This is a genomic window from Streptosporangium roseum DSM 43021 (assembly GCF_000024865.1).
In the GTDB taxonomy this organism is placed as follows: domain Bacteria; phylum Actinomycetota; class Actinomycetes; order Streptosporangiales; family Streptosporangiaceae; genus Streptosporangium; species Streptosporangium roseum.
In genome coordinates this window covers 8,329,695-8,347,711 of record NC_013595.1, presented here as the reverse complement: position 1 = coordinate 8,347,711, position 18,017 = coordinate 8,329,695, and the positions used below count along the sequence as shown (strand labels likewise).

22 protein-coding genes are annotated in these 18,017 nt (G+C 70.1%); 9 read left to right on the top strand and 13 right to left on the bottom strand.

Annotated elements, in window-relative coordinates:
- Positions 1 to 39 precede the first annotated feature (39 nt).
- Positions 40 to 903, bottom strand: coding sequence for a helix-turn-helix domain-containing protein (locus SROS_RS36440; protein ID WP_012893961.1), 864 nt, complete (start codon positions 901 to 903; stop codon positions 40 to 42).
- A gap of 216 nt (positions 904 to 1,119) precedes the next feature.
- On the opposite strand from SROS_RS36440, the gene SROS_RS36435 reads away from it, so the two are divergent.
- Both SROS_RS36435 and SROS_RS36430 read left to right on the top strand, forming a co-directional pair.
- Complete coding sequence (locus SROS_RS36435; RefSeq protein WP_012893960.1) at positions 1,120 to 1,395, top strand: hypothetical protein; 276 nt, start codon at positions 1,120 to 1,122, stop codon at positions 1,393 to 1,395.
- Positions 1,392 to 1,799, top strand: a complete 408-nt coding sequence (locus SROS_RS36430) for an ATP-binding protein (RefSeq protein WP_052317113.1) — start codon at positions 1,392 to 1,394, stop codon at positions 1,797 to 1,799. The genes SROS_RS36435 and SROS_RS36430 overlap by 4 nt, the downstream gene beginning before the upstream one ends.
- 60 nt (positions 1,800 to 1,859) lie before the next feature.
- On the opposite strand, the gene SROS_RS50265 is transcribed toward SROS_RS36430, so the two are convergent.
- The 4 genes from SROS_RS50265 to SROS_RS36415 form a co-directional block, all read right to left on the bottom strand.
- Entirely contained in the window at positions 1,860 to 2,432 is a 573-nt protein-coding gene (locus tag SROS_RS50265; RefSeq protein WP_012893959.1) for a hypothetical protein, read from the bottom strand.
- The gene (locus SROS_RS36425; RefSeq protein ID WP_012893958.1) at positions 2,429 to 4,630 is read right to left on the bottom strand and encodes a hypothetical protein; all 2,202 of its coding nucleotides are present in this window, start codon (positions 4,628 to 4,630) and stop codon (positions 2,429 to 2,431) included. The genes SROS_RS50265 and SROS_RS36425 overlap by 4 nt, the downstream gene beginning before the upstream one ends.
- Complete coding sequence (locus tag SROS_RS36420; RefSeq protein WP_012893957.1) at positions 4,627 to 4,869, bottom strand: hypothetical protein; 243 nt, start codon at positions 4,867 to 4,869, stop codon at positions 4,627 to 4,629. The genes SROS_RS36425 and SROS_RS36420 overlap by 4 nt, the downstream gene beginning before the upstream one ends.
- A gap of 188 nt (positions 4,870 to 5,057) precedes the next feature.
- Complete coding sequence (locus tag SROS_RS36415) at positions 5,058 to 5,540, bottom strand: GNAT family N-acetyltransferase (RefSeq protein WP_012893956.1); 483 nt, start codon at positions 5,538 to 5,540, stop codon at positions 5,058 to 5,060.
- 166 nt (positions 5,541 to 5,706) lie between these two features.
- Between SROS_RS36415 and SROS_RS36410 the strand changes: the two genes are divergently transcribed.
- Positions 5,707 to 5,925: an EF-hand domain-containing protein gene (locus SROS_RS36410; protein WP_012893955.1), complete on the top strand. Its 219-nt coding sequence runs from the start codon at positions 5,707 to 5,709 to the stop codon at positions 5,923 to 5,925.
- A gap of 12 nt (positions 5,926 to 5,937) precedes the next feature.
- Here SROS_RS36410 and SROS_RS36405 read toward each other — a convergent pair whose 3' ends face one another.
- Complete coding sequence (locus SROS_RS36405) at positions 5,938 to 9,093, bottom strand: SpoIIE family protein phosphatase (RefSeq protein ID WP_012893954.1); 3,156 nt, start codon at positions 9,091 to 9,093, stop codon at positions 5,938 to 5,940.
- A 65-nt stretch (positions 9,094 to 9,158) separates the two neighbouring features.
- Between SROS_RS36405 and SROS_RS46460 the strand changes: the two genes are divergently transcribed.
- Both SROS_RS46460 and SROS_RS36395 read left to right on the top strand, forming a co-directional pair.
- Positions 9,159 to 9,485 carry an STAS domain-containing protein gene (locus SROS_RS46460; RefSeq protein WP_012893953.1) on the top strand — a complete coding sequence of 109 codons (327 nt, stop codon included), beginning with the start codon at positions 9,159 to 9,161 and terminating at the stop codon, positions 9,483 to 9,485.
- Positions 9,478 to 9,978 carry an ATP-binding protein gene (locus tag SROS_RS36395; RefSeq protein WP_052317112.1) on the top strand — a complete coding sequence of 167 codons (501 nt, stop codon included), beginning with the start codon at positions 9,478 to 9,480 and terminating at the stop codon, positions 9,976 to 9,978. Before SROS_RS46460 ends, SROS_RS36395 begins: the two co-directional genes overlap by 8 nt.
- A gap of 191 nt (positions 9,979 to 10,169) precedes the next feature.
- On the opposite strand, the gene SROS_RS36390 is transcribed toward SROS_RS36395, so the two are convergent.
- The 3 genes from SROS_RS36390 to SROS_RS36380 form a co-directional block, all read right to left on the bottom strand.
- Complete coding sequence (locus SROS_RS36390; RefSeq protein ID WP_012893952.1) at positions 10,170 to 10,442, bottom strand: hypothetical protein; 273 nt, start codon at positions 10,440 to 10,442, stop codon at positions 10,170 to 10,172.
- A 241-nt stretch (positions 10,443 to 10,683) separates the two neighbouring features.
- A complete protein-coding gene (locus SROS_RS36385) occupies positions 10,684 to 11,277 on the bottom strand; it encodes a TetR/AcrR family transcriptional regulator (protein ID WP_012893951.1) in 594 nt (197 codons plus the stop codon).
- Positions 11,277 to 11,786: an SRPBCC domain-containing protein gene (locus SROS_RS36380; protein ID WP_012893950.1), complete on the bottom strand. Its 510-nt coding sequence runs from the start codon at positions 11,784 to 11,786 to the stop codon at positions 11,277 to 11,279. Before SROS_RS36380 ends, SROS_RS36385 begins: the two co-directional genes overlap by 1 nt.
- A gap of 325 nt (positions 11,787 to 12,111) precedes the next feature.
- Here SROS_RS36380 and SROS_RS36375 point away from each other — a divergent pair, with 325 nt between their 5' ends.
- Positions 12,112 to 12,723: an HAD-IA family hydrolase gene (locus tag SROS_RS36375; protein ID WP_169369467.1), complete on the top strand. Its 612-nt coding sequence runs from the start codon at positions 12,112 to 12,114 to the stop codon at positions 12,721 to 12,723.
- A 287-nt stretch (positions 12,724 to 13,010) separates the two neighbouring features.
- Here SROS_RS36375 and SROS_RS36370 read toward each other — a convergent pair whose 3' ends face one another.
- Both SROS_RS36370 and SROS_RS54280 read right to left on the bottom strand, forming a co-directional pair.
- On the bottom strand, positions 13,011 to 13,355 hold the full coding sequence (locus SROS_RS36370) for an STAS domain-containing protein (protein ID WP_169369465.1): 345 nt from the start codon (positions 13,353 to 13,355) through the stop codon (positions 13,011 to 13,013).
- A 198-nt stretch (positions 13,356 to 13,553) separates the two neighbouring features.
- Entirely contained in the window at positions 13,554 to 14,126 is a 573-nt protein-coding gene (locus tag SROS_RS54280) for an ArsR/SmtB family transcription factor (RefSeq protein ID WP_342632897.1), read from the bottom strand.
- A gap of 157 nt (positions 14,127 to 14,283) precedes the next feature.
- Here SROS_RS54280 and SROS_RS36360 point away from each other — a divergent pair, with 157 nt between their 5' ends.
- The gene (locus SROS_RS36360; protein WP_043653673.1) at positions 14,284 to 15,396 is read left to right on the top strand and encodes an acetate/propionate family kinase; all 1,113 of its coding nucleotides are present in this window, start codon (positions 14,284 to 14,286) and stop codon (positions 15,394 to 15,396) included.
- Positions 15,397 to 15,445: 49 nt separating this feature from the next.
- Positions 15,446 to 15,895: a DUF6789 family protein gene (locus tag SROS_RS36355; protein WP_012893945.1), complete on the top strand. Its 450-nt coding sequence runs from the start codon at positions 15,446 to 15,448 to the stop codon at positions 15,893 to 15,895.
- Positions 15,896 to 16,088: 193 nt separating this feature from the next.
- Here the strand turns inward: SROS_RS36355 and SROS_RS36350 are convergent, their stop codons facing one another.
- Positions 16,089 to 16,418, bottom strand: a complete 330-nt coding sequence (locus SROS_RS36350; RefSeq protein ID WP_012893944.1) for an isoamylase early set domain-containing protein — start codon at positions 16,416 to 16,418, stop codon at positions 16,089 to 16,091.
- A 370-nt stretch (positions 16,419 to 16,788) separates the two neighbouring features.
- Between SROS_RS36350 and SROS_RS36345 the strand changes: the two genes are divergently transcribed.
- The gene (locus SROS_RS36345; RefSeq protein WP_012893943.1) at positions 16,789 to 17,418 is read left to right on the top strand and encodes a nucleoside/nucleotide kinase family protein; all 630 of its coding nucleotides are present in this window, start codon (positions 16,789 to 16,791) and stop codon (positions 17,416 to 17,418) included.
- A gap of 195 nt (positions 17,419 to 17,613) precedes the next feature.
- Here the strand turns inward: SROS_RS36345 and SROS_RS36340 are convergent, their stop codons facing one another.
- Positions 17,614 to 17,886 (bottom strand): hypothetical protein, encoded by a 273-nt coding sequence (locus SROS_RS36340; RefSeq protein WP_245564409.1) that lies wholly within the window; start codon positions 17,884 to 17,886, stop codon positions 17,614 to 17,616.
- Positions 17,887 to 18,017 lie beyond the last annotated feature (131 nt).

The following is an 18,017-nucleotide window of genomic DNA, read 5'->3' as shown; positions in this document are numbered from 1 at the left end:
TTCGGACCTCAGTCTTTCCGATGCAGTCCAGGTCGCTTTTCAGGAGGATTCCTCGGCCATCCGTGCGATCAGTCCCTTCGACTTGTCAGGACCGAGCGCCACTGCCCGCAAGTGATCGAAGGCAAGGGTATACCAGTAGATTTCCGTATCATTCTCTACATATAGGCTACTCGTCATGCTCTCGACGTATACCACGTCAGGGTCGTAAGTCTCGCGGAATTCCATGATGGCGAACGTGCCAGCAGTAGCCGGATGAACGCCAGCGGTGAATGGCAGCACCTGGATCGTGATGTTGTCGCGATCTGCAAGCTCAAGGAGTTTGTTGTACTGCCCCCGCATGGTGGCCGCTGAACCGATTTGGCGCGTAAGTGCGGCTTCGTCGATCACTGCCCAGAACCGGAGCGGGTTCTCTTTCCGCAATAGCAGGTTCTGGCGAGTCATGCGGACTTCGACGCGCCGCTCGACCTCTGTGGGCGGAGACAGTGCCATCAGAGCCGAGCGGATGACTTCACGAGCGTAATCCTCTGTCTGGAGCAGGCCGTGAACGAGCACGTTGTCGAAGCCGCGAACGAATGCCGTCTCAGCTTCGAGCTGGATATAGGTCGCATAATCACTGGGCAGGGAGTCCGCGTAAGCATCCCACCAACCTCTCGTGTTCGCCGTCCTTGCCAGAGCGTGCAAGGCGGTTCGCTTGCTCGCGTCGAGTTCGTACAGGTCAAGCAGTCGAGTGAGGTCGGGTGCCGTGATCCCGACGCGGGCCGTCTCGATCCTTGACACCTTCGCGGTGGACCAGCCGATGCGCTCGGCGGCCTCTTCAAGCGTCAGTGCCTTACGTTCGCGCAACCTGCGCAGTTCACCGGCCAGTCGTCGACGCCGAACGGTGGGACCACGTCCTGCTGCCACAACTACCTCCTGAGTCGACTACGGACAGTGTGCCGTCCACCACCACTCCGATACGGCGGAACTCACGAGAAGAATCAATCGGTAACTTTGCAGAATCGCTTGCTAGCTCAGCGTACGCGATGAAGTATCTGGTGGTGTTGCGAAGTCAGTTGCCACCGGGACGCATGGTGGACGACATCGCATGAGCTCAGGACTCAAGGGGAGGGCGGGCGAGGGATGAGAGTGCGTGATCTTGAGGGGTGGGGTGGGGAGTTGGTGGAGCTGGCCTGGGAGTTGAACGATCTCGGGTTCGACTCCGTGGTCAGGCTCGCTCCCGGCCGGCGGCCGAGTGTGGAGATCTTCGTTCCGCCAGGGGCGAGGGTCACCACGACGCAGCGGGGCCGTACCTCGGTGTTCACCTGGGACCGGCGCCACAGCCGGCCGAGCCGTGACCGGCCGGGTCGCAGCAGGATGCGGGAGGCGGCCGAGCGGCTCATGGAGATGGCCCGGTGAAGCCGCCCTGCCTGCTGGGGCAGATCTGCTTACCCGCCCAGGTCGACTCCGTACCCATAGCGCGGCAGTACGTCCGCCTCCTGCTGCAGGTAGTGGAACACGCCCAGGCCGACGACGCGCTGCTGCTCGTCAGTGAACTCGTCACCAACGCGGTGCGCCACTCCGACTCCGGCCGCCTTCCCGACGGACGGGTCGCCGTAGCCGTCGCCAACTACGATGGAACGCTCCACATCGACGTGATCGACGCCGGATCGACCGGACATCAGCCCCGAGTCTGTACGGACGTCGGCCTCGACAGCGGTGGGGGACGCGGCCTCTGGCTGGTCCAGGAGCTGGCCTCGGCCTGGGGCTGGCAGGAGACCCCGACCGGCCGCGTCGTCTGGTTCCAGCTGACGGGACCGTGAAGCGGCACTCCCTATGACGATGGGGAACGGACCGAGTCGCCGCGCACTCGGCTCACCCCACTACTTACCGGGCGTGCACGCGTAGAGCCGGCCATAGCGCTTCTGGGCGATCCGCATCAGCTCGATCATGTCCCTGATCGCATCCCTGCCCTTGGCGAACTGGGCGAAGAACATGGTGAGCAGCCGTTCTTTCCCGCCACAGCGAAACTTTGCGACCACCTCGTACGGCTGACCGGTGAGCGGTCCATTCGGCACGTGCACCGCCAACCCCTCGCCGAGGTCAGAAGGTAGTGTGACTGCCCCGTGCTCGGTGTAAGCCTTGCGTTTGTCTTCCAGGATGGAGCCGAAATCTCCTGTGGTTGCCCATCCGAGTCCCAGCGGATTGGGATAAGCGTCGGGTGTACGGCAAGCGCCGTCCTGATCGGTGCCGTCTGCTAGCTCCTTCAGTGGCCCGCTTATGCCGGTGACCAGCCGAAATGCTTGCTCGGGCACGAACTTGCAGAGGTAGGGGGCTGAATCGGCAATCACTCTCGTGCTGACCGGCGTAGAGGTGGAGGGGGGTAGGTCGCCCGCAGTGCATGCCGTACTGAGGAGCACGACGGCCAGCGCGACCGGCGGACGCAGAGACCTCACTTACCGCTCCCAGATGAGGATGGAATCTGGAGGTTGAGGTAGTCATCCACTCTGCTGGTCACGCGCAAGGTGCTGTTGAAGCGGTTGAGCAGGTCGCTGCTCCCACCTTTTTCGCGCACCCAACTGAGGAAGTTGCCGTACTCGGTTGGGCTCATCTCGGTGAACGGCTTGATTGTTGGCGGAGTGCCCGTCGCAAATATTCGACCTGCCAGGTCGGCCTCATTCAGCAGGCCCTTCCGCAGCATGGCGGTGGCGATCATCTGCTCTGCCAGCCTTTCCACGGCGATCCTGTTGTCGGCCAGACCCTGGTACGTCTCGTCCAGATTCAGCCCCTTCTGCGATACCAGCCCGGCGGCCCACTTGGCCGCCGCGTCGTAGCCGGCCCCGGTGGCCTTGTCGTACGGGGTGGTGAGCAGCGACCCGAAGGCGCCGGTGGCCAGCTCGCCCACCTGTTTGGCACCCGGCACCGGGATCAGCCCGATCGTGTCGCGGACCATGGTCTGCAACGCCGCGCTCGCCTTCTTGTCATCCAGCCCTTCGGCGATCAGCGCCTGGCGGCGGATCTCCACGAGATGAGAGAAAGGCTCCGCCTCTTCGACCGTGCGATCAAGAAGGAACTGCCCGACGTCGGTCTTGCCGATCCGGCCGTCCTCGTCGTAGTCGAAGGTCTTGAGATCGGCCATGGTGAAACCGAGCTGCTTGAGGTTGGAGCTGTCGAGGCCCACCGGGGGCATGCTGTCGAGCGCCGCTTTCATGTGCTCGGTCTGCGCCCGCATCAGTGCCTCGAACCCGGCGTCGTCGCGGGTGGCCAGGGCCAGCGCGTAGGACATGGCCGTGGCGTCGACCTTGCCGAACATCCCATGGTTGAGGAGGAGGTTGGAGACCTGGTCGATGTTCGCCGCCATCGCGCGGGCCAAGGGATAGCGCAGGGGGGCGAGCCGGTCGAGTGCGGCCCTGTCGGTGATCTCCAGGTTGCCGTCGCCGGCCTTGCCGAAGGCTCCCCGGACCTGGTCGGCCAGGGTCTTGGTCAGCTCGGCGGCCAGTTTCTTGGAGGTGGCGTCCTGGCCGGTCGTGCTCGTAAGGAGCACGCTGCGGAACGATCCGTGCTCGCCGGTCCCGCGGAAGGCACCCCACCGCGTGGTCACCAGGTGTGACAGCACGGACTCCTTCCATCCCGCCGGAGTGTGGGCGAGCAGGGCCTTGGACGCCTCCGGGCTGGAACCGGCCGCGTGAAGGAGATCGTCCACAGCCGAGGATCTCGTCTTCTTGCCGGGGTTCGCCGTCTCCGCGCCGGATCTCAGCAGGCCGCCCAGCCCCAGAGCGCCGGCGAGGTCCGGCAGGGACACCTGGGCGTCGTGGTGGTATTCGGTGGCCGCGGCCCACCTGCGCCGGTACTGCTCCTTCTCGTAGGCGACCGCGTCGCCGCCGACGGTCCGCATGAACGTCGCGGAGAACGGCGTCTTCCCGTCGTGGGCGCCCCAGATCAGCGCCTGGGCCTGGTATCCCGCGTACTTCACGCCGCCGGCGGCATGGTCCGCGCGGCCCTGTTCGGTGAGCTCTTCGAGGAACCCGTCACCGACGTAGGCCCTGTTCTTCGGGTCGGTCCCGGCGGCGAGAGCGGTGCTCAGCAGGCGCAGCGTCTGCTTGCCCTGCGTGGAGAGGCCGTTCATCCGAGCCGACTCCCCGCGCTTCGAGGCGTCCCGGAGCTGTGCCGCGAGCGTGCCGGGCAGCTCGGTGACTCCCTTGGCCCCCAACTTCCTCAGGAACGCCCCGGCGAACTCGGGATCGGCCGCCCGGCCGGCGTATTTCCGCAGCGCGGCCAGGGCCTTGGCATCCCCGTCGGCGGCGGCGCGCGCGAGGCGGGCGGCCAGGGTCCCGTCCAGCAGGCCCTGGGTGGCGTCCAGCCCGTCGGGCATCTCCATGAAGGATCCAGCGGTCGTGGAGGTCCCGAAGCTGATCTTCTGCTGCTCCATCTCGCGGATCAGCGCCTGCCGCCGCCGCAGGTCCTCGGCCTGCTTGCCGACCCGGCCGGCCAGCTCGCGCAGGCGCAGCGCCGGAGCGGTGTCCAGCCCGGCGCCGTGCAGCTCGCCGTACAGACTCTCCGCCAGCTGCTCGATCCGCCCGGCGGCCTGGGTGTGCCTGCCGGCCATCGTGTCGAACTCGGGCTGCCTGACCCCGCTGAACTCCGCGCCGGTCACGAGGTGCCCGGAAGCGAGGCCAACCTGCTCTGCGCGCTGTGCACCGCCCTGGCGAGCAGGTCGCGCAGCTCCCGCTGGTCGGCGTTGACCTGGGTGCCGAACCGGGCTCCGGTGGGTCCCACCCACGCGTCGCCCTCCATCAGGCGGCAGGAGGGGTCGAGCGCCCACCAATGCTCGTCCGACAGCCGCTGGATCCGCTCCAGCACCGCCCGCATCGCCTCGCGATCGAGGTCAGCCACGACGAACTCCCGTACGGCGCTGCACAGAAACAGATCGGAAAGCGGCGCCCCCCGCGCCCGTTACAGATTAATCAACGGCGCACTAATCAAACAACCCTCTATATTTATAAAGGATGAAGAATGTCTGATTTGGTTAGTGAAAGTCATATCGAAAAATCGGGGAGCTCGGCCTGACCTGCCGTGCGCGGCTATCGCGGGTGCTCCGTCGCTGCGAGCTTTTCGAGCGCCGGTCCTGTGAGCCGGTACGTGTCCCATTCGTCGAGCGGCTCGGCGCCGAGCGAGCGGTAGAACTCGATGGACGGGGTGTTCCAGTCGAGAACCGCCCATTCGAACCGGCCGTAACCGCGTTCCACGCATATGCGGGCGAGCTCGACCAGCAGTTGCTTTCCGTGCCCGGCTCCCCGGTGGCCGGGGTGCACGTAGAGATCTTCGAGGTGTATTCCATGCCTGCCCAGCCAGGTGGAGTAGGACACGAACCAGAGCGCGAACCCCGCCACCGTCTCTCCGTCGGTGGCGATGTGGCAGAACACGGCGGGGGACGGTCCGAAGAGGGCGTCGTGGAGCTGCTCGGCGGTGGTCTCGACCTCGTCGAGCGCCTTCTCGTACTCCGCGAGCCCACGGATCATGTCGATGATCGCCGGAACGTCGTCCGGCGTTGCGGGGCGAATCATGGGGGAAGTCTAGGCTTCCGCGGTGAGCGGACCGGCACGGCAAAGCGCCCGAACGACGATAAAAGACCATATTTAGGGGCATGTGGCTGCGTGGGCGGGGACTCCCGTAAGTTGGCTGCTGATCGAACGCAGGGCGTTCACAGGTTGTTGAGGAAGGCGGACCACCATGTCGACAGAGCCCACCGGTGAGCGGCTGGCCGAGCTGAAGCAGGCCTTCGCCGCCATCGACGCCGACGGCGACGGCTTCATCACGGAGCGGGAATTCGGTGAGCGCTTCCCCGACCTGCCCGCCGAGGCCATCGGGTCGCTGAACCGGGACGCCGACTCCGACGGCGACGGCCGGTTCTCCTTCGAGGAGTTCGTCCGGATCGTGTCCGTCGACTGACCCGGGCGGCTCTCACACGCCGGCGAGGGCGAAGCCGAGCAGGGCCACGTCGTCGCGGGTGTCCTCGTCGCCGACCAGGGCGAGCAGCGACTCCAGCTGGGCGTCGAGGTCCAGCCCGGCCGCCTTCACCATCTCGGAGCGGAGCCTGGCCATGCCGGCCAGGATGTCCGCCGACCGCTTCTCGACGATCCCGTCGGTGTAGAGGAGCAGCCGGTCGCCTGGCTCCAGACGGGTCTCCGCCGTGGTGAAGACCGTGGACGGCAGGGCGCCGACCAGCGGGGCGAGCGCGCCGCCGAGGTAGTCGGCCTCCCCGTCCGCCCTGCAGATCAGGACGGGCGGATGGCCCGCGCTGGAGTACTGCAGGCGCCCGGTCGACAGCGACAGCCGCACGCACAGGACCGTCCCGTGCATCCGGTCGTAGCGGCCGGTCGTCATCCGGTTGAGGCGGCCGAGGATCCGGCCCGGGTCGGGGTCCTCCAGGGCGTACGCCCTCAGCGCGTTGCGCATCCGGCCCATGGTCGCGGCGGCCTTGACCCCCTTGCCGACGATGTCGCCGATCACCAGCACCACCTCGTCGCCGGAGACGCGGATGACGTCGTACCAGTCGCCGCCGACGCTGGACTCGTCGTTCCCCGGGCGATAGCGGCCGACGATCTCCGCACCGCTGATGCGGGGAACCTCGGGCAGCAGGGCGAGCTGCAGCGTGGTCGCGATCCGGTGCTCCAGCTCCAGCTGCTTCAGGTTCTCCAGGCGCGCGGCGGTGAGCTGGGCGAGCTGCCGGAGGACCGTGTCGTCCCTGCCGTCGGCCGCGATGCCTGAGACACCTGAGACGGCGGAGACGGCGGCGCTCGGCGGCTCGACCCGGAGGTCGCTGCCGGAGGCGAGCGTCACCCTCGCGCCCGGGGAGTCGGCCAGCAGCCGGCCGTACTTCTCGGTGAGAGCCAGCACCTCGGGTGCCGACGGCGCCTCGTTGATCGCGAGGGCCGCCTCCGTCAGCTCGCGCAGCTGGCGGTTGTGGCGCGAGCGCGCGGCGGCCAGCCGCAGGACGCCGCGTACCCGGGTGAGCAGCTCCCTGGCCGAGAACGGCTTCACCAGGTATTCGTCGGCCCCCGCGGTGAGTCCCGTCAGGGACTCCTCCTTGCCGGCCCGCGCCGACAGCAGCATGATCGACATGCTCCGGGTGCCGGGGTCGGCGCGCAGCCGGCGCACCAGCTCCAGCCCGTCCATCCCGGGCATCATCACGTCGGCGATGATCAGGTCGGGGTTCTGCTCCCTGGCCGCGTCCAGGGCGGCGGCACCGTCGGCCACCGCCGTCACCGCCCAGTGCGGGCTGAGCAGGCGGACGAGATACTCCCGCAGGTCGGCGTTGTCGTCGACCACCAGGATCCGTTCGACGGCGGAACGGCCGGCGGAGTGCTCCGGCGCGGCTCCGTTCGTCGCCCCCCTGCCCGCCCGCTCGTCCGGGATCGGCAGCCACAGCCCCTCGCCCGGTCCCGTTCCGTACGGCATGGCCGCGTCGGCGACCTGGTCCTGGGGAAGGTGCGCCGAGCCGTACGGCAGGGTGATCGTGAAGGTCGTCCCCTCGCCGAGACGGCTGTCCGCCTCGATCCGGCCGCCGTGCAGGGCGATCAGCTCGCGCGCGAGCGCCAGGCCGATGCCCGTCCCCTCGTGGCTGCGCGACGGCGAGCCGCTGACCCGGTGGAAGCGCTCGAAGAGGTTCGGGATCTCGTGGCCGGGGATGCCGACCCCGGTGTCGGAGACCGTGACCACGGCGTGGCCCTCACCGGGCCGGACGCCGACCGTGACACCACCCGCGAACGTGTGCTTCAGCGCGTTGGAGAGCAGGTTGAAGACGATCCTCTCCCACATGTGCCGGTCGAGGTGGACCGGCTCCGGAAGCGGCTCGCCCTCCACCCGCAGGGTCAGCCCGACGCTCTCCATCGACGAGCGGAACACGCCGGCCAGCTCGGCGGTCTGCGCGGTCAGGTCGGTCGGCTGGTAGCGGGCGCGGGTCCGGCCGGAATCGACGCTGGTGAAGTCGAGCACGTCGTTGACCAGCGTGAGCAGCCGCATCGCGTTGCGGCGGGCCGTACGGAGGACGGTGTGCTGATCGGAGCCGAGTGAGGGGTCGTCGAGCAACTCCTGCAGCGGACCCAGGATCAACGCCAGCGGGGTGCGCAGCTCGTGGCTGATGTTGGAGAAGAACGCGGTCTTGGCGTCGTCGAGCTCCGCGAGCTCCCGGGTCCGGCGGCGTTCGTGCTCGTGGGCCTCGGCGGCGGACAGCGCCCGCGACACCCCGGCCGTGAGCACTTCGAAGAACTCCTGGTACGGCCCGCGCGGCTGGAGCAGCGGGTTCGTGCCGCACACGAGCACGCCCAGGACGCGGGCGCCCGAGGTGAGGACCAGGGCGACCGCCGGGCCGGACGCGCCGAAGGGCTCGCCGGAGAGCTCCGGCGCGCTGCCCCCGCCCGTCATGGAGCGCTGGAGGTCGCCGCCGGCGCGGATCCGCGCCGGAGCCGTGCCGTGCGGCACGGCGAGCCGCAGGTCCCCGTCGGCGTCCAGGAGGTAGACGAGGGCGAACGGCACGTCGTCGCGTGCCTCGCCGAGGACCGAGACGACGGCCCGTGCCACCTCCTGCCGCGTGACCGTTCCGCTCGCCGCCACGCCGACCTGGCTGAGCGTGCGCAGCCGGCGCTCGGCGAGCACCCGGCCGGTCGTCTCGCTGACCAGGCACAGCACTCCGCCGACCGTTCCGTCGGCCAGCCGTATGGGGCTGTAGGAGATGTCGAAGTAGGTCTGTTCGAGGAAGCCGTGCCGTACCAGGAGAAAGGGGTGGTCCCGGGCCCAGAAGGGCTCGCCCGTCTCGCGCACCCCGTCGAGCAGCGGGCGCAGGACGTCCCAGGTCTCCCGCCAGTTCTCCACGGCCGGGTGGCCGAGAGCGGCCGGATGCTTGTCGCCGATGGTGGGGATGTAGGGGTCGTTGTAGAGGGGGATGTAGTCCGGCCCCCAGAAAACGACGATCTGCATACCGGCGGAGAGCGCGAGGTCGACGGCGCCTCTGAGGGGGGCGGGCCACTGCTCCATCGGCCCCAGGGGGGTCGTTCCCCAGTCGTGCCCGCGGATCCGCGAGCCCATCTCACCGCCGCTGGAGGGGGTCTCCTTCTGCATCTCACTCCCCGCGTATCAGGTAATGTGACCATACCTGGTGCGGCAAGAGATCCTACGGTGAGGACATGGGCATTCACCTCGAGGGACGGATGGATCCCGACGGTTCGCGCGTGATCATCCCGATCGGCGACCTCGACCGTGACGCGGCGGATACGCTGGCCACCGCGGTGAACGAGAGCCTCGCCCATCCGCCCGGCAGACTGGTGATCCAGATGACGCACGTGCAGTTCTGCGACTCCTCCGGGATCGTCACCCTGCTCGACGCCCACGCCGACGCGGCGCAGCTGGGCACGGAGCTCGTCCTCGCCGGTGTCAGCGACCACCTGCGGGCGCTCTTCCAGATCTGCGCTCTCGACCAGGTCGTACGGATTGTCGAAGAGTCCCGTGGCTGAGGCGGCCCATGAGGGCGTGCGGCTGGTCCCGGAGAGCCCCGAGGCCGTGCGGACGGACCAGGAGAGCCCCGAGGCCGCGCAGGCACCTCCGGAGGACGGGGCGGCCGCGGACGGCGGCCGGACGCTCTCCCTCCCGATCGCCGGAGATCTCGCCGGGCTCAGGAGGCTGGCGCGCCGGTTCCTGGAGCCGGAGGTCCTCGACGAGATGCGGGAGAAGAACTTCATCCTCGCCGTCAGCGAGGCCGCCAACAACGTGCTCGACCACGCCGGCACGGGCGGCACCATCATCCTGCGGCGCGATGCCGATCGGATCGTCGCCGAGATACGCGACCGGGCGGGGCTGCTCACCGACGCCGAGGCCGGCATGACCCCGCCGCCGGTCGGATCCCGCCGGGGCTACGGCCTCTGGCTGATGCGCCAGATGTGCGACGGGGTGGAGATCCTCCACGACCCGGCCGGATCGACGGTCCGGCTCACCATCCTGCGCGCCTGACCCGCTCGGGCCGTCCTGCCGGCCCGATCTCCGTCCAAGTCTTGCCCTGCGGTCCGCTCCGCCGTCCTGTCGGCCCGCTCCCCGTCCAAGCCTTGCCCCTCCGGTCCGGTCCCGCCGTTCTGCCGGCCTGATCCCCGTCCAAGCCTTGCCCCTCCGGTCCGGTCCCGCCGTTCTGCCGGCCTGATCCCCGTCTAGGACTCGGTCAGCGGGTCCTGCCGCTCGCTGATGCGGGTCGCCCACCTGCGGATCTGTGCTCCGTCGAACTGCTGGATCCCGGGGAGCTGCAGCAGGGCCGCCCGCAGGGCCTCGTCCACCTCGTCGACCGGCCCGCCGCCGTGCGAGGCGCTGACACGCTGCAGCACCTGGGTGGTCCGGGCGTCGAACTGCGGCCGCTTCCCGGCGGCGGTGCGCATGGCCACGTCACGCAGGGCGGCGTTGTCCATGGTGATACGGATGCGAGACATCCCCGATTCCCCCCGAAGAACATAGGTTTCACGAGACCGGCGCCGATAGGTCGTTTCCGACCAGAACAGGGGACTGGCCTATGTCCTGACCTGTTAAAACGTGATTCCGATCCTGAGGGAGTGTCTCACGCCGCCCCGTGACGGATCACCAGGACGCGCCATTCGCGGGCCACACGAGGGCCGGCGGGCCGGACTGTTTTACCTGTTCGTGGCCAGTGTCGCGGCCGGGAGGGACGCCGCCTCACCCCTGCGCCTCCGTGCCGGGCCGCTCGACCCGGAGGTGGCGCGCGGCGAAGGCGTGGGCGCCCTCGGACCAGGTCCGGTCGAGATCGGAGCCTTCCGGATAGCGGCCGTCGAGCTCCAGGATCACCATCCCGTGCGCGAAGGACCACAGCGCCTGGGCCAGGTACGGCTCGCCGGCGGCCAGGAAGAAGGGGGTGCCCGCCCACTCCTCCAGGCCGGGGGCGAGCCGCTGCCGGGGGAGCGGGCCCGAGGTCGTCAGGCGGTAGAGGTTGGGGTGGGCGAGGCCGATGCGCCGGTAGGCGCGGAGCACCGCGCCGATCGGGTCCTCCGCGGGAGTCGAGTGGAGGGCCGCGTCGAGGGCCGCGTGGAGGGCCGCCCCGGTCTCGGCGAGCCCCCGCTCCATGAGCGCGGCCTCGACGGCGGCCTTGTCGGAGAAGTGCTTGTAGAGCGACGGGGCCCGGATGCCGAGCCGGTCGGCCAGCGCTCGCACGGTGAGGGCGTCACGTCCCTCCTCCTCCAGCAGCACCCGGGCGGCTGACACGATCTCCGCCGCCCGTGGGGTGAGGGGGCTCAGTTCCGGCGCGGTGCTCATCAGGGCATCTTCTCAGCACGGGCCTTCAGTGCCGTGTTCATCGCCGCGAAGTTGTCGGCCACATCCAGGGCGCCGCCTGCCAGCGGCACGAGCGCGCCGGTGAACGTCTCGCCCTGCGTCAGGCGGCTCCGGCCGCCGCCGAGGTCCTCGATGCGGAAGTAGTGCTCGCCGTCCACGATCCCCGGCACGCCGAACCGGCCGATCCAGCGCAGCTCCCGCCCGGGGGTGGCGGCCAGGACCGTGGGGGTGAAGGTGGTGACCGAGCCCTCGTCGGAGAGCCGGTTGGTGAGCACCGCGCCGACCCGGGCCTCGCCCACCGCGCTCACGATGAACGGGTTCCACTGCGGATAGGCGCCGAAGTCGGTCAGCACCTGCCACACCCGCTCGGGCGAGGCGTCGATCTCAACCTCCGCGCGGACCTGGTGAGGAGCGATCCGCGTCCAGGTGTAGAGGCCCGCGGGGACCGCGACGAGCAGTGCGACGACGACGAGCAGGATGCGCTTGACCATCATTCCTCCATGGCTAACTTTGTTAGCCAGACTCTAGGCTAACAAAGTTAGCTACGCAAGCGGCCAGCGGCGGGAGGTACGCAAGCGGCCGGCGGCGGGAGGGGGCGCTGCGGCGGCGGTCATGGCGGGTCGGGGCCGGAGCGGAGCCCCGTGACGATGGGGCGCGGATCATCCCTTGCGTGCGAACATCAAACGTGTTCGAATGAACTTGACCTGCTTCCGAAACGGGAGGTGGGCGTTGGCGGCGCGAGCGCGGTACCGGGTGCCGTGTCTCCTCCCCGCCCGCGCGGCCGCCCGCTTTCCCCGGACCGACCTGGGAGAACCCTTGACCGCCTTTCGCCCGACCGATCAGGAAGAGGCCGTGACCGGCTGGATGCTGCTGGACTACGGCGAGGTGATCTCGCTGCCCCAGCCGGCCGAGGAGGTGGCTGCCATGGCCGTCCTCGCCGGCCAGGACCCCGACGCCTTCCGCGACCGCTACTGGCACCACCGGGATCCCTACGATCGCGGCCAGGCCCCCCACCTGTACTGGAGCAACGTCCTGGGCCGGGACCTGGCCGCCGACGACCCCGTCGTCACCGACCTCAACGCGGCCGACGTCGCGAGCTGGTCCCACCTCGACCCCGCCGGCATGGACATGCTCCAGGAGCTCGCCGGCCGCCACCGCCTCGCCCTGCTGTCCAACGCCCCCGAGCCGCTGGCGGCGGCCATCGACGAGGCCCCCTGGGCCGCGATGTTCGCCCACCGCTTCTACAGCTGCCGTCTGGCCCTCGCCAAGCCCGACGCCGCCATCTTCGAACGGGTCCTCCACCACCTCGACGCGGACCCCGGACAGATCACCTTCCTCGACGACAGGGCCGTCAACGTCCACGCGGCGGCGGCACTCGGGATCAACGCCGTCCTCTACCGCGCCCAGCCGCACGCACAGGGGCGGTGAAGCCGGCCGGAGCGCGCGGCGGCGCCTGCGGTGCGGGCGTGTGGTGGGAGGGGCGGTACGGCTTCCTGCGGTGGGCGCTCCGGCAGGAGGGGGCCTGTGGTGGGGGTGAGGGTGCGGCTTCCTGTGGTGTGAGCGCCACGGCGGGAGGGGGGCGGGCGTGCGGTGGGGGTGCGGCTTCCTGTGGTGGGCGCCCTGGCGGGAGGGGGCGCCGGTATGTGTGGCGGCGCCTGGCGCGTGAGTGGGGGAAGGGCCGGGCCCGCCGTCCCGGTGCGGCCCGGCAGGGCCGATCAGGAGGCCGAGACGCTCCCCGCGGAGGCCTGGCGCAGGGACTCGCCCACATCCGGGTCGATGGGGAAGGCCTCGCCCAGCCGGGTCAGCTCCAGCAGCCGGCCGAGGAACCCGTGGACGCCGGCCAGGCGGAGCCAGCCGTTCTGCTCGTAGGCGCGGCGCATTGTCGTCAGCAGCGCCCAGACGCCGGTGGAATCGCAGAACCCCAGCCCCGCCGTGTCGATGATGATCCGGACACGTCCCTGTGTCAGCAGTCCAGCGAGCGCCTCCTCGAACTGTGGGGCCGATAGCTTGTCTAGATCACCGATGAGTGACACCACAGAGAACTGCGAATGGTCGCTCACCGTGACGGAGAGTCGAGTCATGATGCCCCGCTGTCCACGACTGTTGGAGACAGCGCCCTCATGGGGAGCCGCGCAAAGACGGAAACCACTACCACCACGGTACGCCGGTGCCTCAGGACAGTTCAACGGGTCGGTGCGGGCACCCGCAACCAGGATGTTCGGGGGCACGGACAGGGGACGGCGGTGCCCGAGGGCGGGTCAGCCGCTGCCGGTCGCCTTCCCGGGAGCCGCCCCGGTGCGGCCCCCGGTACGGCCGGCGTCGCCGGGGGAATCCGGTTCGCGGCCGTGCCGTCCTGGGCCGCCCCCCGTACGGCCCGTGCCTGAGGCGCCCGCCGTACGGCCCGCGGCGCCGGGGGAGCCCGCGGTGCCGGTGGGGTCCGCGGTGTCCTGGCGGCCCGTGCTGTCGGTGCGGCCCGCGGTGTCCGGGGAGCCCGTGCCGCCTCTCATGCGGCGTTCGCGCTTTCCCCGCGAGAGCTCGGTGCCGAGGGCGTCCAGCCTCTGGGTCCAGAACCGGCGGTAGCGCTCCAGCCAGACGTCGACCTCCCGCAGGGGGGCGGGATCGACGGCGTACAGGCGCCGGGTGCCCTCGGCCCGGACCGTCGCGAACCCGTTGTCGCGCAGCACGCGCAGGTGCTGTGACACTCCCGGCTGGGAGATCCCGAACTCCTCCTGCACGACGGCGCCGAGCTCGCCGGCGGAGCGCTCGCCGTCGGCGAGCAGCTCCAGGATCCGGCGGCGTACCGGATCGCCGAGAACGTCGAAGGCGTGCATGGACGCCATTGTATGAGCGCACGCTTATATAGTTCAATTCCCGGAGCGGCTCCGGTCTCGCGGGCCGTCCCCCGCCGGGGCAGGCGTGCCGGTCTTCCGGGGAGACCCGGGCGGAGCGGGTCGTTTGCCCCGTGTCACCGGGGGCACCCCGGAAACCATGGGAACCACCGATCCGGCGGTGCTCACCGTCAACGCGGGATCATCGAGCCTCCAGCTCCACCTCGTCCGGAACGGGCGGGTCCTGCGTGCCGAACAGAGCGAGAAAAGTCCTGATCCGGCAGGCGTCGAACGGACGCTGTCGGACTTCCTCGACGCCGAGCCCGGGTGCGAGGTCGTGGCGGCCGGTCACCGGCTCGTGCATGGCGGCGACGCCGTACGGCAGCCGACGGTCGTCGACGACGCCGTGCTGGCCGCGGTGCGCGAGCACGCCGACCTCGCTCCGCTGCACGTGCCGCCCGCGCTCGCGCTCGTCGAGGCCTGCCGGCGCCGGCTGCCCGACATCCCGCACGTGCTCTGCCCGGACACCGCCTTCCACGCCGGACTGCCCGAGCGGGCCGCGACCTACGCGCTGCCGCCGGAGTGGAGGAGCCGGTACGGCCTGCGACGCTACGGCTTCCACGGGCTGTCCTACGCCTGGACGCTGCGGCGGGCGGCGGAGCTGCTGGGACGGCCCGCCGGGGCCCTGCATCTCGTCCTCACCCATCTCGGCGGAGGCGCCTCGGTGTGCGCGGTCCGCGAGGGCCGCAGCGTGGACACCTCCATGGGCTTCACCCCGCTTGAGGGGGTCCCGATGAGCAAACGGTCGGGCAGCGTCGACCCCGGCATGCTGCTCTGGCTCCTGTCCGGTTCCCGGCTCTCCCTGGAGGAGCTGCGCGACGGCCTGGAGCACCGGTCCGGGCTGCTCGGGCTCTCGGACGGCAGATCCGGCGACACGAGGGACCTGGTGAGCGCGGGTGACCACGCCTCCGCTCTGGCGCTGGAGGTGTTCGTCCACCGGGTGAGCCGGGAGATCGCCGCCGCCGCGACGAGCCTGGACCGGCTGGACGCGCTGGTGTTCACCGGGGAGATCGGCTGGGACCAGCCGGAGGTCCGTGAGGCCGTCTGCCGCAGGCTCGCCCTCCTCGGCGTCGAGCCGCCCGCACTCGCCGACCCGGAGGCCGACGGGGCGGTGAGCCGGCCGGACGCCGCCGTGCCCGTGCTGGTGGTGCGGCCGCGTGAGGAGTTGCAACTGGCCCGCGACACTCTTGGCGCGCTCGGCGACATCCCGTAGATATATCCGGACAATCGGGTAGGAGAATCCATGTAAGGGGGGTGAGATCGTGACACGTGACCTCGTGAACGGGGCCGCCGGCGGGGTCCTCGCCACCGCGGCGATGAGCGCGGTGATGCTCGCCGGTGACCGGATGGGCCTGATGCCGGACCAGCCGCCCAAGCGGATCGCCCGCGCGGTCCTCCCTGGCCACCGGCACCGACCCAAGCCCGGTGAGGGGGTGCTGGGCGCGGTCACTCACTTCGGCTTCGGGGCGGCCTGCGGGGCCCTCTACGCCCTGGCCCGGGGGCGGCGGCGCACGCCGATCCTCCTGGGCGCCGGCTACGGGCTGGCCATCTGGCTCGTCAGTTACCAGGGCTGGGTGCCGCGCCTGGGCATCCTGCCGCCGATCTCCGGTGACCGGCCGGGGCGTCCCGCGGTCATGGCCGCCGGCCACGTCGTGTACGGAACCGTGCTCGCCCTGGCGGTGAACCGCCTCAACGGCGCCGCCGAGACGTGACGGCCGCCGGCCCGCTCGGCCGGGAGATCCTCGCCGGGCCTCCGCCGGGGTCGCGGACGCGGTGCCGGGCGGGAGGGGCCGCGCTGGGACAGGATAGGGGGGAGGCCGCTCCAGCGAATGGCGATCGTGGAGACGGCGGAACTCTGTCCTGTGACGCGGCCCGCAGGGCTGCGAGCGGTCGTGGTGCCGCTTCCTACATGACGGGTGCCGGAATGCCCTCGCCCGCCAGATCCTGCCGGAGCACCGGGTTGATGCGTCCGCCGTGCTCGTCGTGGTGATCGGCGTCGGCGTCGTCGAACCACACGCCGCCGTCCGCCAGGTAGCGGAAGCGGATGGGCTGCTGCGACGGGACGGTGAGGCTCACCTGGTAGGTGCCGTTGTCCTTACGCTGCATCGGGTGGGCGTAGGGGTCCCAGTTGTTGAAGTCGCCGACCAGCGAGATCCCGCCCAGGGGCTGGTCGGCCGGCACGGTGAAGGTGAGTTTGACCTGCCCGTTCTTGGTTGGTTTACCGCGTTTGATCATCGAAGTTCTCCTGACATCACTGTCTCCATGGGTGGCCTGCCGTGATCGTGGTGACGGTATGACGCGAAGGTCACGCCGGTCCCCGAACGTGTGTCCTCCAGGACGGGCACGATCGGGAGACCGGCGTCCAGTCACGGTCAAGCCGGTACGATTCACATGGATCGTTACCGCCAGTGACCGCAGGACAACACGGTGCGCCAACTTTTGGGCGGGATAACGTCCGACTTTGACTAGATCAAGATGATTAACCGGGCCACGGCCCATGGAAAGGGCGTTTCTCCCCTTCTACCCCCCGTGCGGGACCGGGTAAGGGAGACCTGCGGCCGGTGGTCCGGGAGCGCGCATCGGCGCACCGGTGAAGGATGGCCCCATGGAGATACGGCCCATCTCACCGTCGCTGCTGGTCGAGGAGCTCGCCGACCGGGTGGCCTCGGCGGCTCCGGACTCCTGGGTGCGGGTGGCGCTCGACGGCGCGCCCGCGGCGGACCCGGGACGGCTCGCCGACGCCCTGGTGGACCCGCTCCGGCTCCGCGGCCGCGAGGTTCTCCGGGTGTCCTCCGCCGACTTCCTGCGCCCGGCGTCACTGCGCTTCGAGTACGGCCGGACCGATCCGGACGCCTTCTACACCGACTGGCTCGACTACGGAGCGCTGACACGCGAGGTGCTCGGCCCGCTCGACCCCGGCCGCTCGGGGAAGGTCCTGCCCACGCTGTGGGACAGCGCCGTCGACAGGGCCACTCGCGCGCCCTACGTCACCGTGCCGCGCGGCGGAGTGCTCCTGCTGGACGGGGCGCTGCTGCTGGGTCAGGGGCTGCCGTTCGACCTGGCGGTGCACCTGTGGCTGTCGCCGGGCGCGCTCAGCCGGCGGACCGCCGGGGAGTGGCGGTGGACGTTGCCCGCCTACGCCCGGTACGAGCGGGAGATCGAGCCGGTCGGCGTCGCCGACGTCGTCGTCCGCGTCGACGACCCGCGGCATCCGGCCATCGTCAGGCGGCCGTGAGACCGCACCCGCCCGCCGCCGCGGACCGGCGTCCTCTGGAACGTCTCACCGGACCGGCGTCCTCTGGAACGTCTCACCGGACCGGCGTCCCCTGCGACACCTCACCGGACCGGCGGCCCCCGCGACGCCTCGCGCGTCGCGGGCGGGCCGCGCCCCCCTGGGACGCGGCCCGCCCGAACTCGCCTGTTCGCCTGGCTAGACTCCGGCGCGCGAGGGCATCTTGCCCTCGGCGTAGGTCCCCTCGAACATCTCCCCGCTCATCGCCCGGGAGTCGGCGTGCGTTTCCTCGATCCGCAGGGCGATGCCCACCGCGAAGAAGGTCGGCGCCCACTGGCCGACGAAGATCCCCCACCGGTCCGCCCTGTCGGTCCCGGCCTTCTCGATCGACTGCGAGGTCAGCCATGACGCGAACGACAGGCCGATGGAGGCGACCCCGGCCGCGTACATCATGCCGGACCGTACGCCCATCTTATGAAGCATGTTGATCATTTCATCCCCCTGATGAGTGTTCGTTCTTATCGTTACCCTTTGGGCTGTTGTGTAACCGAACGTCCGAAAATGCAGGCCGGTACGTCGCGCCCGGGCGGGTTGTGACAGGG

Coding starts and splice junctions, on each gene's coding strand:
- SROS_RS36380 (WP_012893950.1), bottom strand. CDS start 11,786: ATGGTCAAGCGCATCCTGCTCGTCGTCGTCGCACTGCTCGTCGCGGTC.
- SROS_RS46460 (WP_012893953.1), top strand. CDS start 9,159: ATGGGCATTCACCTCGAGGGACGGATGGATCCCGACGGTTCGCGCGTG.
- SROS_RS36360 (WP_043653673.1), top strand. CDS start 14,284: ATGGGAACCACCGATCCGGCGGTGCTCACCGTCAACGCGGGATCATCG.
- SROS_RS36345 (WP_012893943.1), top strand. CDS start 16,789: ATGGAGATACGGCCCATCTCACCGTCGCTGCTGGTCGAGGAGCTCGCC.
- SROS_RS36385 (WP_012893951.1), bottom strand. CDS start 11,277: ATGAGCACCGCGCCGGAACTGAGCCCCCTCACCCCACGGGCGGCGGAG.
- SROS_RS36390 (WP_012893952.1), bottom strand. CDS start 10,442: ATGTCTCGCATCCGTATCACCATGGACAACGCCGCCCTGCGTGACGTG.
- SROS_RS36340 (WP_245564409.1), bottom strand. CDS start 17,886: ATGGGCGTACGGTCCGGCATGATGTACGCGGCCGGGGTCGCCTCCATC.
- SROS_RS36405 (WP_012893954.1), bottom strand. CDS start 9,093: ATGCAGAAGGAGACCCCCTCCAGCGGCGGTGAGATGGGCTCGCGGATC.
- SROS_RS36415 (WP_012893956.1), bottom strand. CDS start 5,540: ATGATTCGCCCCGCAACGCCGGACGACGTTCCGGCGATCATCGACATG.
- SROS_RS36350 (WP_012893944.1), bottom strand. CDS start 16,418: ATGATCAAACGCGGTAAACCAACCAAGAACGGGCAGGTCAAACTCACC.
- SROS_RS36410 (WP_012893955.1), top strand. CDS start 5,707: ATGTCGACAGAGCCCACCGGTGAGCGGCTGGCCGAGCTGAAGCAGGCC.
- SROS_RS36435 (WP_012893960.1), top strand. CDS start 1,120: ATGAGAGTGCGTGATCTTGAGGGGTGGGGTGGGGAGTTGGTGGAGCTG.
- SROS_RS54280 (WP_342632897.1), bottom strand. CDS start 14,126: ATGCACGCCTTCGACGTTCTCGGCGATCCGGTACGCCGCCGGATCCTG.